Here is a 16,542-nt window from a genome sequence, read left to right on the forward strand (position 1 = left end):
CCAAGGCTTGGAAGTTGCAAAAATTCTGTGTACCCAAGCGTGACAAATATGTCAAATAGCATCTATTAAATCCGAATGTAACAAGCCGCCGTCCGAGTACTCATGCGCCGTTTATCCCGATTTTGCCGCCCCGTTGTCCTCTGCCTCTCCCCCCTTTCCCTGCATGTCGGCCTGGCCCTAACGGCCCTGGCGTTGGCGACCAGCCCCGCCGCCGCGCAAAGCGTGCGCCCGCAGTTGCCGTCCGCCGCCGAACCCGGCCGCGCACTACCCCAGCCGGCCATGCCGGAAAGCATGACGACCGCTCCTGAAGTGACGGTGCAGCAGGGCAGCGCGTCCGAGGCCCCGGTGGGCGCCGACAAGCTGAGCTTCACGCTGGCCAACATGCGGGTGGAAGGCGTGACCCACTACGCGCCCGAGACCATCAGCGCGTTCTACCAGGGGCTGGTCGGCAAGACGATCACCGTGGCCGACGCCTTCAAGGTGGCCAACGACATCGAACTGCTCTACCGCAATGACGGCTACGTGACCACGCGCGTGATCGTGCCGGCGCAGACGGTGGACGGCGGCGTGTTCCGCATCGTGGTGGTCGAAGGCTATGTGTCGGACGTGAAGTACGACGGCGATATCGGCCCCGCCCAAGCGGCGGTGGAAAAGCTGGTGCAGCGCCTGCGTGGCGTGCGCCCGATCAACGTGGCCGAAGTCGAACGCCAGCTGCTGCTGGCCAATGACTTGAACGGCCTGGTGGTGCGCGCGTCGCTGGAGGCCTCGCCCAAGGAAGTGGGCGGCTCGGTGCTGGTGGTGCATAGCGAACGCAAGCCGGTCGATGCGCGCCTGGGCATTGATAACCGTGGCTCGCCCTACCTGGGCTGGAGCGAAATGACCGGCCAGGTCACGCTGAATTCGTTCGGCGCCCGCGCCGATACGTTCACGCTGAGCGGCCGCCTGGGCTTTCCGGCCTACCGCAGCCAGGCCGTTGCCGCCAACTACGACATGCTGGTCAGCGACAGCGGCATGACCTTCGGGCTGGCCGCCAGCTACGCCAAGAGCGAGCCGGGCCGCGACCTGGCCCCGCTGAACGTGGCCAGCGACGTGCAGGCCTACACGGCCACCGTCACCTATCCGCTGATCCGCTCGCGGCTGGAAAACCTGCGCGCCTTCGGCATGTTCGACGTGCGCAACGTGGCCACCGACATTACCGAGACGCCCTTTACGCGCGACCGGCTGCGCGTGCTGCGCGCTGGCCTGAGCTATGACCGCACCGACAGCTGGAACGGCATCACCGCCATTCGCGGCACGGTGCACCAGGGCCTGGACGCGATGGGCGCCACGCAAGAAGGCGCCGAGCTGGCCTCGCGCGCCAAGGGCCGGTCGGACTTCCTGAAGCTCACCGCCGAACTGACGCGCCTGCAACAGCTGACCGATCGCCTGTCGCTGGTGGCCACCTTTGCCGGCCAGTACAGCGCCAGCCCGCTACTGGCCAGCGAGGAATTCGCGCTGGGCGGCCCCAACTTCGGCCGGGGTTATGACGATGGCGAAATGTCCGCCGATTCCGGCCTGGCCGGCTCGCTGGAACTGCGCTACGCCGTGTCCACCGACAACTTCCTGCCGCACGGCGCGCACGTTTATTCGTTTGTTGACGGCGGCCGCATCTGGTCGCGCAGCGAAAGCGCGCCGCTGACGCGCGCCAACGTGTCGTCCATTGGCGCGGGCATGCGCGCCAACCTCAGCAAGACCCTGTACGCAACGTTTGAAGTGGCCAAGCCCACAAGCGGCGACGTCCTGACCCAGGGCAACAAGAACCCCCGCGTATTTTTCAGCATCTCGGCGCAGTACTAAGCAGCGAACGACAAGAGACCGACCATGAATCGCAAATCCCGCAGCCTGTCCCAATCCGCTCGCCGCATGCGCATAAAGAAAGACACCGCCCTGCCCGCGCTCAGCACGCTGGCCGTGCTGATCGGCTCGCTGGCCTCCGGCGGCGCGCACGCCAACCCCACCGGCGGCAACGTCGTGGGCGGCGCCGCCACCATCAATGACCGCGGCAACGGCACGCTGGACATCAACCAGTCCAGCGGCAAGGCGATCATCAACTGGAAAGATTTCAGCATCGGCGCCAACGAAACGGTCAACTTCCGCCAGCCCGGTGGCAAGAGCGTCACGCTGAACCGCGTGGTCGGCAACGACCCGTCGGCCATCTTCGGCAAGCTGAACGCCAACGGCACCGTGATGCTGGTCAACCCGAACGGCGTCGTGTTCGGCAAGGGCGCGCGCATCGACGTGGGCGGCCTGGTCGCCACCACGGCGAACATCAGCGACAAGGACTTCCTGGCCGGCAACTACAAGTTCAACCAGGCGTCCACCAAGGCCAATGCCCGGATCGTCAACGAAGGCACGATCACCATCAAGGACAGCGGCCTGGCCGCGCTGGTGGCGCCGTCGGTCAGCAACTCGGGCGTGATCCAGGCCAAGCTGGGCCGTGTGGCCCTGGCGGGCGCGAACACCGTCACGGTGGACTTCCAGGGCGACGGCCTGCTGTCGTTTGACGCCACCTCCACCGTGGGCGAACTGCCCAAGGACGCCAGCGGCAAGCCGGTATCGGCACTGGTCACCAACACCGGCGTCATCCGCGCGGACGGCGGCACGGTGCTGATGACGGCGCGCGCCGTCAAGGGCGTGATCGACAACGTCGTCAACACCGACGGCATCATCAGCGCCCAGTCGGTCGGCACGCAGAACGGCAAGATCGTGCTGTCCGGCGGCGACGCCGGCACCGTCAAGATCGCGGGCACGGTCGACGCCACCGGCGCCGGCGCGGGCCAGCAAGGCGGCAAGGTCGTGGTCACCGGTGAACACGTGGACGTGGCGCGCGGCGCCGCCATCGACGTGTCCGGCGCGGCGGGCGGCGGCGAGATCGCCCTGGGCAGCCTGGGCGTTGCCCCGGACGACGGCTCGGCCGCGTTCAGCGGCAAGTCGTCCACCGTCAAGGTGGCGGCGGGCGCCACGCTGAAGGCCGATGCGCGCGTCAACGGCAACGGCGGCAGCGTCACGATGTGGTCCAACGAGGCCACCGCCTTTGCCGGCAGCCTGTCGGCACGCGGCGGCGAGCAAGGCGGCGACGGCGGCTTTGCCGAAGTCTCCAGCAAGAAGAACATCGGCCTGACCGGCTCGGTGGACATGCGCGCGCCCAAGGGCAAGACCGGCCTGTTGCTGATCGATCCGACCGACCTGCGCATCGTCGATTCCGGCAACGGCTCGGGCGCGCTGGACGGCAGCGCGGGCGACGGCACGCTCAACAGCGGCGACGCCAACGCGGCCAACAACACCGTGTCGCGCGGCCTGTTGGAAAGCCTGGCCGGCACCACCAACATCAAACTGGAAGCCACCGGGCAGATCACGATTGCGGACATGGCCGCGATCAACCTGAAGACGACTTCGGGCAACAGCTTCACGCTGCGTTCGACGCAAACGGGCGGCATCCGCTTCGAGAATTCGAACACCGAAATCAGCACCCAGGGCGGCGCCATCACGCTGGAAGCGCTGGGCGTGGGCAGCACGCTGAGCAACATCGGCAAGCTGACCAGCCGGGGCGGCGCGATCACGCTGAACGCCACCGGCGACATCAACCTGGCCAACGTCATTGACGCCGGCAGCGGCGCGGCGCTGGTCCGCACCAGCGCGGGCAGCATCCGCAACGTGGGCGGCGCCAACCAGCTGGTGGCGGGCAACACCGTCACCCTGGACGCCAGCGGCGGCAACATCGGCGAGGCCGGCAACGCGGTCAATACCCAGACCGCGCGCCTGGCGCTTGCCACCGGCGGCAACCTGTTCGCGGCCAACCGCTCGGTACTGAGCACGCTGGACATCACCAGCCGCCACGCGCAACCGGGCGTGAACAACACGTACCAGCTCACCTCGGCGGGCGGGCTGGATTTCTCGCTGGCGGACAACGGCGGCTATCAGCTGAACTCGGTCGTGCAAGACGGCCTGGGCTTCTCGTTCACCGGCGACCGCACGATCAGCGTCGGCTCCATCGCACTGGGCAGCGGCGCGTTGGCGCTGACGTCCACGGCCGGCGACATCCTGGCGCGCAACGGCCTGGGCTCGCTCGCGGCCGGCAGCATCGCGCTGAAGGCCAGCGGCAGCAACGGCAACAACGGCGCCATCGGCAGCGCCGGCCAGGCCCTGAACACGCAGACCGCCACGCTGACGGCCGCCAGCGGCGTCGGCGGCGTATACCTGAACAACACCGGCGCGCTGAACCTGCGTTCCGTTGAAACCAGCGGCCCGCTGTCCGTGTGGAGCAGCGGCCACCTGACCGTGGGCGCCATCAAGGCGGGCGCCTCGACGTCGCTGACCTCGATCATGGGCAACATCGTGGACGACGGCGACGACGCCACCACGATCTCGACCAACACGCTGGCCTTGTCGGCGCAGAACGGCGCCATCGGCGCCGCGTCGCGCAGCCTGAAGACCAACGCCGGCAACGTGTCCGCCACGGCGGGTCCGGGCGGCGTGTATCTGGACAGCAGCAACACCAGCCTGACCATCACGCAGGCCCAGGCGGACAACGCCGCCATCGCGATCACCGGCGCGGGCAGCGTGTTGGCCAACAACGTCAGTTCCGGCGGCGGCGCCGTCAACCTGACGGGCAACAGCATTTCCGCCGGCCAGGTCAGCGCGGGTTCGGGCAACGTCACGCTGACCGCGCGGGCCGGCAACATCACGGGCACGTCGGCATCGCTCATCACCGGCAACGTCGTCACCCTGCTGGCGCCGGCATCGAACAGCAGCTACACCGTGGGCACGACGGGTACCTACCTGCGCACGGCGGCGGGTGAACTGCACGCCACGGGCGGCAGCATCTACATCAACCAGGCCCAGGGCTCGGTGCTGCTGGATGACCTGAAAGCCTACAACGGCATTTCCGTCATCGGCGTGGCGGACCTGACCGCGAACAAGGTGGACGCCGGCCTGGGCACCCTGTGGCTGAACGCCCAGGGCGGCAACATCCTGCGCGCCAATGCCAACAGCGAACTGCTGGGCAACGCCATCAACCTGCAAGCGCAGCAGCACATCGGCACGGCGGGCGACCACATCAAGACGGCCTCGACCAGCCTGACGCTGGGCAGCGGCGGCGACATCTACGTCGACAACCCGGGCAAGACGCTGACCTACTTGTCCGTCAGCAACACCCACGCCGACCCGCTGCGCAAGAACGTGCTGCAAGTCTCCGCGCCCTTCCTCGCGTTCGACGTCAACGACGAGGTGGGCAATGCGTATGAATTGAAGCAGGTCTATAGCTCGTTGCTGAACCAGTTCGTGTTCAGCGGCGACCAGACCCTGAAGCTGGGCAACATCCGCGCCGGCAGCGGCGTCACGCTGACGTCCACCCAAGGCAGCATCCTGGATGACGGCATCGCGGACACGCGCGTCACCGCCAGCTCGGTCAGCCTGACCGCCGCCCAGGACATCGGCACCAACGCCGATTTCGTCTCGGTCAACGCGCCGCTGCTGTCGCTGGACACGCGCGGCAACCTCTACGCGACCAACATCGCCGACCTGAACAGCTTGACGGTGACGGCTCGCCACAAGGGGCCGGACGATCACTACGTGCTGGACGTGCGCGCCCCGTCGCTGCTGTTCAACATCACCGACGATGCCACCGGCCACACCATTCACCAGGTGCGCGACAGCAACTCGGTGACCTTCAACTTCGCCAGCGACCGCGACATCACGGTGGGCAGCATCGACGCCGGCTACAGCGGCGCCATCACGCTGAACACCACGGGCTCCATTGCCGACGACGGCAACAAGAACACCCAGCTGCTGGCCAATCTGGTGAGCCTGTCGGCCGGCCAAGCCATCGGCGCCACCGGCACCGGCTATCTGGACATCCTGACCAGCAGCCTGTACGGCTCGGCCGGCAATGGCGGCTTCTACGTCCAGTTGCCCAAGCCCACGGGTTCGAGCAACACCACCGGCCTCATCACGCTGAACAACATCACGGCCACCGACGCGGTGCGGATCGACGCGCGCCAGGGCGACCTGCTGGTGTCCGGCACGGTGCGCAGCGCAAACGGCGACGTCACGATCAACGCGGCCAACGGCTCCATCCTGGGCAACGGCTCGGGCAATGTGTACGCGGGCGGTGGCGATATCTCGTTGACCGCAACCGGCTCCATCGGCGGCAACTACGGCGGCGGCGTGCGCTATGTGGGCGTGGGCGGAACCAGCCAGGTCAATGTCCTGGCCAACGCGGGCGGCGACCTCTATCTGAACGGCACCTACGGCAACATCAAGCTGGCGTCGGTAACGGCAGGCGGGCAGCTTGGCTACACGCAAGGGAACGGCACGACTCTGATCGGCAACGTGCAGGCCGCCGGCCCCGCGTCGCTGGCCAACAGCGCGGGTTCCATTCTTGACGATGGCGACGCCGCCACGAAGATCCAGGCCAGCAGCATCGCGCTGTCGGCCGCCGGATCGCTGGGTGCGGCCGGCGCCGCGCTGACCTTGCAGGCGCCGGACGTCAGCCTGACCAGCGGTGGCGACATCACCGTCAACAACGAGACCGGGCTGACGCGCCTGGCCGTCACGCGCAATGGCTACGTCTATGGCTCGTACGCGATCACCGCACCGAACCTGTCGGCCTTCACGCTGACGGACGACGCCAACGGCATCCACCTGAAGGACATCGCCAGTTCCACCGACCTGGATTTCGGGTTCTCGGCCAACGGCAAGAACCTGTGGGTTGGCAACATCGATGCCGGCGCGGGCGGCAAGGTCAGCCTGATCGCGGGCGGCAACATCGCCAACGACGACCTGGCCAACCCCGGCACGATCCGCGCGGCGAATGTCGCGTTGACGGCGGGCGCCAGCAGCTCGATCGGCTCGTCGGCCACGGGCGGCACGCTGGCCCTGGCCGGCACGTCCGCGTTGAGCCTGTCGGCGGGCATCGACTTCTTTGTCGCCAGCGACACCGTGCTGCGCAGCCTGGCGATCAACAGCCAGCGCGCGTCCGGCGCCACCAGCACCATCGCCATCGGCGGCGGCGCGGGCCAGACCATCCGCATCACCGACGACGGCACCACGCAGTACCTGGAACAGATCACGGGCGGGCTGACGGACTTCAGCTTCAGCGGCCGCAAGAACATCCAGGTGGGCGCCATTACCGCCAGCAACCTGGTCAGCCTGACCACGGCCTATGGCGGCGTCAATTCCAGCATCACCAGTGATGCCGGCTCCGGCCGCATCACGGCGGGCACGGTCAAGCTGTCGGCCACCGGCAGCGACAGCTACACCGCACGCGATGCAAACACCGGGGCCATCGGCGCCGCCGGCCGCGCGCTGCGCACCACGACCGCCAACCTGGCAATTACCAACAACGGCGACATCGTCCTGAACAACGGGAACCAGGCGCTAAGCAGCATCGACCTGAACCTGAGCCGCCGCGATGCGGGCAGCACCACCAACTTCGACACCAACGCCTATGCCTTCAGCGGGCTGGGCGGCCAGACGCTGTCGATCGCGGGTGGCACCAGCCTGACGATCGCGGCAGACATGAACGGCGCCGCACTGGCCGTCAACGCCGATTCCGCCATTGCCACCGGCACGATCAATACCGGCGCCGCGGGTTCCGTGACGCTGACCTCGCGCTACGCCAACACGTCGTTCCTGCCAACCATCAGCCGCGGCTCGGGCGTCATTACCGGCAACAACGTCAGCCTGAACGCGCTGGGCACGAACGGCAGCGTCGCCGCTTCGACCAGCACGAACAATCTGTCGATCGCGTCGGCGGGCAACGTGTCCGTCTTCAACGACAAGCAGCTCACGTCGCTGTCGCTGACCGCGAACCACGCCAGCTCGAGCGGCTCGCAGAACAATTCGTACAGCATCTCGGCCACCGGCCTGACGTTCTCGCTGATCGATTCGACCGGCACCTCGGGGCTGACGCTTAGCAACGTTTCCACCGCAGGCAACCTGGCGCTGTCGATCTCGTCCGACCGCGCGCTGACCGTCAACAATGTGGCCACCGGCGCGGGCGGCTCGGTCACGCTGGGCAGCAACAGCAACATCTACGGCAACAGCAGCAGCGCCAGCAGCCCCAACATCACTACGGGCGCGCTGACGCTCAATGCCAGCTCGGTCACGGGTACGTACAACACCAACCAGCCGCTGTACGTCAGCGTGGACAAGCTGTCCTCGAACCTGCGCGGCAGCCTGTGGATCTCGAACAACAAGACCCTGACCCTGGGCAACAACAACGTCGCCAGCTCCGCGCAGGTGAACGTCACCAACGGGTCGATTCTTCAAGGCGCGGGCAGCAGCTTCGTCGCCCCCTCGCTGACGTTGACCGCCACGCAGTCCATCGGCGCCGCCGGCAATGCGGTGCAGGCCGACACGCGGCAACTGACCACGCAGACCGGCAAGGATCTGTACCTGAACAACGCGTCGAACCTGTTCAGCCTGAACGTCACGGCCAATCACGCCAACCCGTCGGCGGACAACGTGGTGCAGGTCGCGGCGCAGGGCCTGACGTTCAACGTCACGGACACCGGCGGCTACAACCTGTTTGACGTGCGCGACACCACCGGCCTGAACTTCTCGTTCTCCGGCGACCGCACGGTGTACATCGGCAACATCGACACCGGCCCCGCGCATGCCGTCAGCCTGGCCGCCAACGGCGCGGGCAGCAACTTGCTCAACCTGTCGCCCACCTCGCACGTGACGGGCGATTCGGTGTCGCTCTTTGCCACCGGCCAGATCGGCTCGGGTCCGGCCGACAAGATCAACACCACCACCAGCGAGCTCTACCTGACGAGCGGCAGCCACGTCTACGTGAACAACGACGTCGACCTGGCCAGCCTGTCGTTGTATGCAACGGGTGTCGCGCCTTCGACCTACGACGTCACGTCGAACGAATTGCTGTTCGATGTGGTGCATGACGGCCGCCTGCAAGTCAACAATGTCCGCGACAACACCGGCTTGAACCTGATGCTGTCCAGCAACGTTGGCCAGGACATCGGCATCATCGACACGCAGTCCACCGGCACCGTACGCCTGTCCAGCAACAACAGCATCCTGGGCAGCGCCGATGACAGCCAGCGCATCACGGCCGCCCAGGTTTCGCTGACCACCCAGGGCTCGGGCGCCATCGGCGGCACGGGCCGCGAGATCAATCTGTCGGCCCCGCTGCTGAACATCCAGAACGCCGGCGACGTCTATATCGATTCCGACAAGCACATCGATGCGTTGTCGCTGTATTCGACGGGCAACGGCGCGCGTTCCTACAGCATCAATTCCCCGACCCGCGACGGCCAGGGCAGCATCGGCTTTACCGCCACCGACGGCGGCAGCGGCAGCACGGCCGGCCTGGTGCTGGGCAACATCACGGACGCGGGCGGCCTGAACCTGACCGTCAGCAGCGACCGCAACGTCACCGTGGGCACCATCAACGTCGGCTACGACAACGTGTCGCTGACCTCGCGCAACGCGTCGCTGCTGGGCGATGGCGATGCCAACACCAAGATCGATGCCGCGTCGCTGAACCTGACCGCCAACGCCGCCATCGGCGCAAGCGGCGTCGGCAACGCCATCGACACCCGCGTCAGCACGCTGAGCGGCCGCGCCGTCGGCGGCGGGGCGTTCATTACGGTGGAAGGCAACACCAGCCTGCCCAGCCTGACTTCGACCGGCGCCAGCTCGGTCAGCAACACCGTCGGCGACATCGAGCTGGGCTCGGTCAACACCAACGGCAACAGCTTCACCGTCAACAACTCGGGCGGCTCGATCCTGAGCGGCACGATCAGCAACGCCACCACCGTCACCCTGACGGCCAATGGCTCGATCGGCAACAAGAGCGCCATCCGCACCACCAACCTGAGCTCGGGCGGCACGACGATCGTCAACCTTAGCGCCAACCAGACGGCCACGGCGGACGGCAGCATCGCGCTGATCGAAACCTATGGCTTGCAGGCCGCCTCGGTCACCGGCGACGGCAACATCACGCTGACCGCCGATACCGCCCGCGGCGGCCGCGACCTGGTGGTGGGCACCATCAGCACCAGCAATGGCGCGGTCGCGTTGTCGACCAGCACGGGCAACATCGTCGGCGCAAACAACAGCAACCGCATCACCGGCAACAGCGTCACGCTGACGGCCGACTACGGCACATCGCGCAGCATTGGCTCGGGCAACGCCAATCGCATCCATCTGGACACGCCATCGCTGACGCTGAACACCCCGGGCAGCATCTACGTCGACAACCTGGCCGACCTGAGCGACCTGACCATCAACCGCAACAACGCGCAGGGCAACCAGTACGGCAGCTACGGGTTCCTGACCATCGACGCCCAGAACCTGACGTTCAGCGGGGCCGACACCAGCAACAACACCGCGCTGACCATCGTTCGTGACACCACCGGCCTGAACTTCACGTACCAGGCTATCGGCTCGATCACGCTGAACGACATCGACGTCACGGCCAATGGCTCGGTCAACCTGTCGACCAACCCCTACTACTACACCGGCGGCTCCATCCAGGGCATGACCGGCACGTCGAAGATCACGGCGGGCAACCTGACGTTGTCCACCGGGTCGGGCGACACGCCCAACGCGATTGGCTCGTCCACCCGCGCCCTGAACACGCAGGTCAAGAACATCGCGGCCACGGCCTCGGGCGGCATCTGGTTGAACCAGGCGGGCTCGATCAACCTGGGCAACCTCAACGCAGGCGAAGACCTGTCCGTCACGACGACCACGGGCGACATCCTGGTCGGCTCTGTTCGCTACGGCAGCAATAAGACGCTGACGCTGAACGCGCAGAACGGCAGCATCCTGGACGGCGGCGGCGCCATCTCCGGCTCGGGCACCGGCGCCATCACGCTGACCGCCAAGAACGGCATCGGCACCACCGACGCGGCGATCAAGATCGCGGCCTTGAACAACGCCGTGTCCGCCAGCGTCACCGGCGCCGGTTCGCTGTACCTGGACAGCGTCGGCAGCATGCAAGGCGGCCTGAGCACCTCGGTGGCCAACGGCGAAACGCGCATCACGTCGTCGGGCAGCCTGTTCCTGACCAGCATGACGTCGGGCACGGACGCAGCGGGCAACGGCATTTCGGTGAAGGCGACGGCGGGCAGCATCTTCGTCAAGAACGTGCAGGCCGGCGCCACTCAAGGCCAGGTCACGCTGAACGCCGAGAACGGCGCCATCCTGGCCGACGTGGGCGGCGCCAACATCAAGGCGTACGGCGTCGCGTTGAACGCGCGCAGCGGCATCGGCGTCGACACCGCCAACGGCCGCATCAACGCCAGCGGCCAGCGCGTCGAAGCGACCACGCTGGGCGGCATGTATCTGGCGGCGGACAACAACGCCGTGTACTCGTACCTGTCGGGCGGCATCATCGACATCGCGGCGGCCGGCAACCTGCAAATCGCCAACGCCGTCGCCAGCAACGGCAGCGGCACGATCAAGATCGTGGGCAACGGCACCAACAGCCAACTGGTGGCGGGCAACATCGACGCGGGCACGGGCACGGTCAACATCGACTACAGCAAGACCGGCAGCACCATCGTTGACGATCGCGAGGAATCCACGCGCATCATCGGCAACTCGGTCACGCTGAAGGCCGGCGCGGGCATCGGCGGCGCCGAAGGCTCGGCCGACAACGTGCAGACGACCGCCGCCTTCATCAACGCGGAAGTTACCGGCAACGGCTCGATCTTCCTGGACGACAACCGCGCGGCCGGCACCACGCTGAACGCCATCGCTACGCAGAACGGCGCCATCGGCATCAACACCGCCGGCCCCACGCTGGTGAACAGCGCCAGCACCAAGACGAACTCGGCGACCAACGACATCTCGATTGCGACGTCAAACGGCGACCTGTCGATCAACACGATCGACGCCCTGACCTTGGGCGACGTCACGCTGAAGGCCGCGGGTTCCATCCTGGGCGCGATTCCCGGCAACCTGGTCTTCGGCAACAGCCTGACGGCCACGGCGGGCGGCAGCATCGGCACGGTGGGCAACCTGGCGACCGGCCTGGGCGGCATCGCCCTGCGCACCAACGTTGCGTCGCTGGGCGACCTGACCACGGGCGCCGACGGCGCGGTCATCGCGCTGAACAACGTGGGCACGCGCGCTTTGACGCTGAACGGCGACGTGACACAAACGGGCGACAACAGCTCGGTCTACCTCCGTTCGTCGGGCGACCTGGACGCGCGTTCGGGCCTGTCCAATACCGCCGACAACGTGCTGCTGTCCTCGAACGGCACGCTGACCGTGGCCGGCACGGGCGTGCAGGCCAACGACACCATCACCCTGGTGGGCCTGCAAGACGTGGTGGCGGCGGGCGCCACGCCGCGCAACATCATCGCGCGCGGCGATACGCTGAACGTCACCAGTGGCGCGGCGGGCGGCAACACGGCGCTGACCACTGAGGTGGCCAACGCCAACGTCAACCTGACCGGCGTCACCACGCCGGCCAACCTGACGCTGAACAATACCGGCGCGTTGACCGCCTCGTTGTCCACCGCCAACGGCAACATCACCGCCAACGCCACCGGCACGCTGGACGTGTCGGCCACGGCCGCCGGCAACAACCGCGGCATCGACCTGAGCTCGCAGCATGGCGACGTGGTGGTCGGCACCATCAACGCCGGCGCTGCGAACGGCACGGTCGTGCTGGCCGCCGCCGAAGGCTCGTTGGTGGCCCTGGGCAGCGATGTCACGACCAACAGCCTGGACCTGACCAGCAAGAACGGCATCGGTGACGGCAACGCCGCCTTCACCACGTCGGCGCGCTATCTGAAGGCCAACGTGCTGGGCGCCGGCGACATCGTCGTCGAGGCCACCGGCCCGCTGACGCTGGGCAATATTGCGACGGCGGACGGCAGCATCCAGATCGCCGCCGACGGCGACCTGATCAGCAGCGTCGGCCTTACCGCCGGCAATCACGGCGACGTGTTGCTGGGATCGTCATCGGGCAACGTCGGCATCAACCACGCCATCACCAACAACCAGGTCAACAACCTGACGGTGATCGCCGCGCAGATCGGCACGGCCGCCGTCGACACCGCCGGCGCGCAAACCTACAACGGTAACGTCACGCTTGGCGGCGACCTGACCGGCGCGTCCATCGACATCTCGGGCAACGCCACGCTGACGGGCGGCAAGCGCACGCTGACCGCCAACGGCGACGGCGGCAATGTCAACATCTCGGGCGCGCTGAACGGTGGCAACCAGCAAGCGGTGATCGTCGCCAACGACGGCAACGTCACGCTGGGCGGCAACGCCATCAACCTGGCCGGCCTGAGCATCGACGGCGCCAACATCAGCCTGCAAAACGTCGCGACCAGCGGTGCCCAGCAGTACAACGGCGACACCACGCTGCGTGGCCTGTACACCACCGGCAACGGCGCTTTCGGCGTCGATGGCGACACCGTGTTGGCTGGCGGCGTCAACGTGTACACGGGCAACGGCGCGGTTGCGTTCACGGGCGACGTCTCGGGCGCGAACGCGCTGACCGTTCTGACGGCCGGCGCCACCACCTACGGCGGCGCGGTCAACACCGCATCGCTGAACCAGGTCGGCACCGGCGTCACTGCGCTTAACGGCGGCAGCGTCACAACGACCGGCATGCAGTCCTACAGCGCCGCTGTGGTGCTGGGCGCCGACACGACGTTGAGCGGCAGCGGCGTCACGCTGGCCGATGGCGTAGACGGCGCGTACGCGCTGACCGTCGACGGCCCGGCCACGCTGGCCGGCGCAATCGGCGCCAACACCAAGCTGGCCAGCCTGACCGTCAACGGCCCCGCCACGCTGACCACCGGCAGCATCGCCACCACCGGCAGCCAGCACTACCAGAACGACGTCACGCTGGGCAGCGACCAGTCGCTGTCCACCACCACCGGCAACGTCACGTTCGACGGCGCGCTGATCGGCGGCCGCAACGTCGTGATCGACTCCACAGCGGCGGGCGACATCAGCTTTAACGCCGTGGGCAGCGCGGGACAACGCCTGGGCAACCTGACGGCCAACACCGCCGGCGCGACCACGTTCAACGGCGCGGTATACGCCGCGTCCGCGCAGACGGACGCCCCCGGCACGGTCGCGATCAACGGCGGCCTGGTCGACACGACGGGCACGCAAACCTTCCGCGAACGGGTCACGCTAGGCGCGGATACGGTGTTGAAGGGCAGCAGCGTCAACCTCTTGGGTGGCGGCAACGGCCCTCACGACCTGACCATCGACGGCGACGCCGTGTTCAAGGGCGCGTTCGGTGCGCGGGACGCGCTGGCGAGCCTGACGGTGAACGGCACGTCCAGCCTGGACGGCAGCATCGGCACGAGCGGCAAGCAGTCGTACAACGGCGAGGTCACGCTAGACGGCGACGTGGCGTTGACGACCCAAGGCGGCAACATCACGTTCAACGACAAGGTGGCCAGCAGCCAGGGCGACGGGCACGATCTGTCGCTCTCGGCCAGTGCGGGCAATGTCACGTTTACGGACGCCGTCGGTGACGACGCGGGTGGGCGACTGGGTGACATCACCATCGCCAGCCAGGGTGCGACCGCGCTGAACGGCGCGGTGTATGCGGCGTCGGTCACATCGGACGTGGGCGGCACGATTGGCATCAACGGCGGGCTGGTCGACACGACCGGTGCGCAGTCCTACGGCGAACGCGTGGTGCTGGGCGGTGACACCGTCCTGAAGGGCAGCACGGTGGGCCTGTTGGGCGGCGCCGACGGCTCGCATGAGCTGACCATCGACGGCGACGCCGTGCTGAAGGGTCCGATCGGTGCACAGAATGCGCTGGCCGGCCTGACGGTGAACGGCAAGTCCACGCTGGGCCAAGGCAGCATCGCGACCACGGGCGACCAGTCGTACCAAGGCGCGGTCACGCTGGGCGGCGACGTCACCGTGGCCAGCCGCGACGGCGACATTCGCTTCAACGACGCCGTTGACGGCGGGCACGACATGACTGTGTCGGCGGACAAGGGCAACGTCGAGTTTGCCGGCCCGGTGGGCCAAGGTTCGCGCCTGGGCAACCTGACGATCAATGCGTCGGGCGACACCGTTCTGGACGGCCCGGTCCGCACCGCGTCGCTGCAAACCAGCGGCAACGGCGACCTGCTGATCAACGGCGGTTCGGTCGACACCACGGGTTCGCAGCAGTATGGCCAGCACGTGATCCTGTCCGGCGTGGACACCACGCTGACCGGCACCAACGTGCAACTGAAGGCCGGCGTGGACGGCACCGAGTCGGGCCAGCAAGGCCTGATCATTGCCGGCAACGCCGACATCCAGGGCGACATCGGCGCGACAACGCCGCTGCGCGGCCTGGCGATCGAAGGCACCACCACGATGGGCCCGGGCAAGGTCGTCACGACCGGCGACCAGGTCTACACCGGCGCGGTGACGTTGACCGGCGACCGCGACCTGACCAGCACCACGGGTTCGGTCGTGCTGGGCAGCAAGCTGGACGGCAACGGCAACAACCTCGCCATCAACGCGGGCAAGAACGTGCAGGTGGCGGGCGACGCCACCGGCCTGGGCTCGCTGACGTTGCGCGCCGTGGACACCATCGTGTTCAACGGCGACGTCAGCGCCTACCGCGTGCAGCAGCTGGAAGCCAAGTCCGCCAGCTACAACGGCAACGTGCGCGCCTCGGGTCCCGACGGCATCGATATCACGGGCGGCAAGGTCGCGTTCGGCAAGGACGTCACCGCCGACACGGGTCCGATCCGCATTACCAACACCGACCCGACCGGCACGACGACGTTCGCCGCCGGCTCGACGGTGAAGGCCGCCACGGGCTTCACGCAGACCGGCGGCGCCGGGCTGACGCTGCCCGCGCAACTGCTGGTGACCCAAGGCCCCATCAACCTGGGCGCACCCGCCACGCTGCAAGGCGCGAATGCCACCATCAGCACCAACGGCGACATCACCGCCGTTGGCCTGATGGGCCCGCAAACGGCGTTGACGCTGGCCGCCGGCCCGTTGGGCGCGCTGCGCATCGGCCTGAACGACGCCGATCTCAGCCACAAGCTGAACGTGGCCTCGTTGACCGTTCCGACCGCCGGTTCGGCCGACGTGTGGGGCACGCTAGGAGGCAAGACGGGCGCCGTGGCGGCCGCTTCCATCAAGAGCTCGCTGGTAGGCGCGCCGTACTACCTGAACGGCACCACGTGGGGTCCGACGGGCGTTATCGACCGCCTGTCCGCCATCACCGCGCCGCAGCCGGTCATCCCGACCACGCCTACCGCCTCATCTTTGTTCCGTGGTACGGTCCCGTCTGATAGTTTCGGCCCGGACCCGTTGGGCGCCTACGCCGATCCGCAGGTGCTGAAAGTGGCCTCGGCCACCTTCAACTGGCAACTGCCTTCCGGCGACAACGCCATGCTGAACGTTCCGAACGGCAACACGTCGGTACTGCAAGCCCCGGCCGCCAACCCGCAACAACCCGTCGCCGAAGGCAGCCCGTCTTCCGACGACGAGCGTCGCGACAACGACGCGCAATCCCGCACTCTTTGATTCGAC

Annotated in this window: 2 protein-coding genes; both read left to right on the plus strand. The window is 67.4% G+C overall.

The window, feature by feature from the left end; translation table 11 throughout:
* Window positions 1-192: 192 nt before the first annotated feature.
* Window positions 193-1,836 (plus strand): ShlB/FhaC/HecB family hemolysin secretion/activation protein, encoded by a 1,644-nt coding sequence (locus AC0Z35_RS02715; protein WP_223264698.1) that lies wholly within the window; start codon window positions 193-195, stop codon window positions 1,834-1,836.
* 24 nt (window positions 1,837-1,860) lie between these two features.
* Window positions 1,861-16,536: a filamentous hemagglutinin N-terminal domain-containing protein gene (locus tag AC0Z35_RS02720; RefSeq protein WP_485131424.1), complete on the plus strand. Its 14,676-nt coding sequence runs from the start codon at window positions 1,861-1,863 to the stop codon at window positions 16,534-16,536.
* Window positions 16,537-16,542 lie beyond the last annotated feature (6 nt).

It is taken from the genome of Achromobacter sp. 1L-A-4-B-C2 (genome assembly GCF_057291955.1).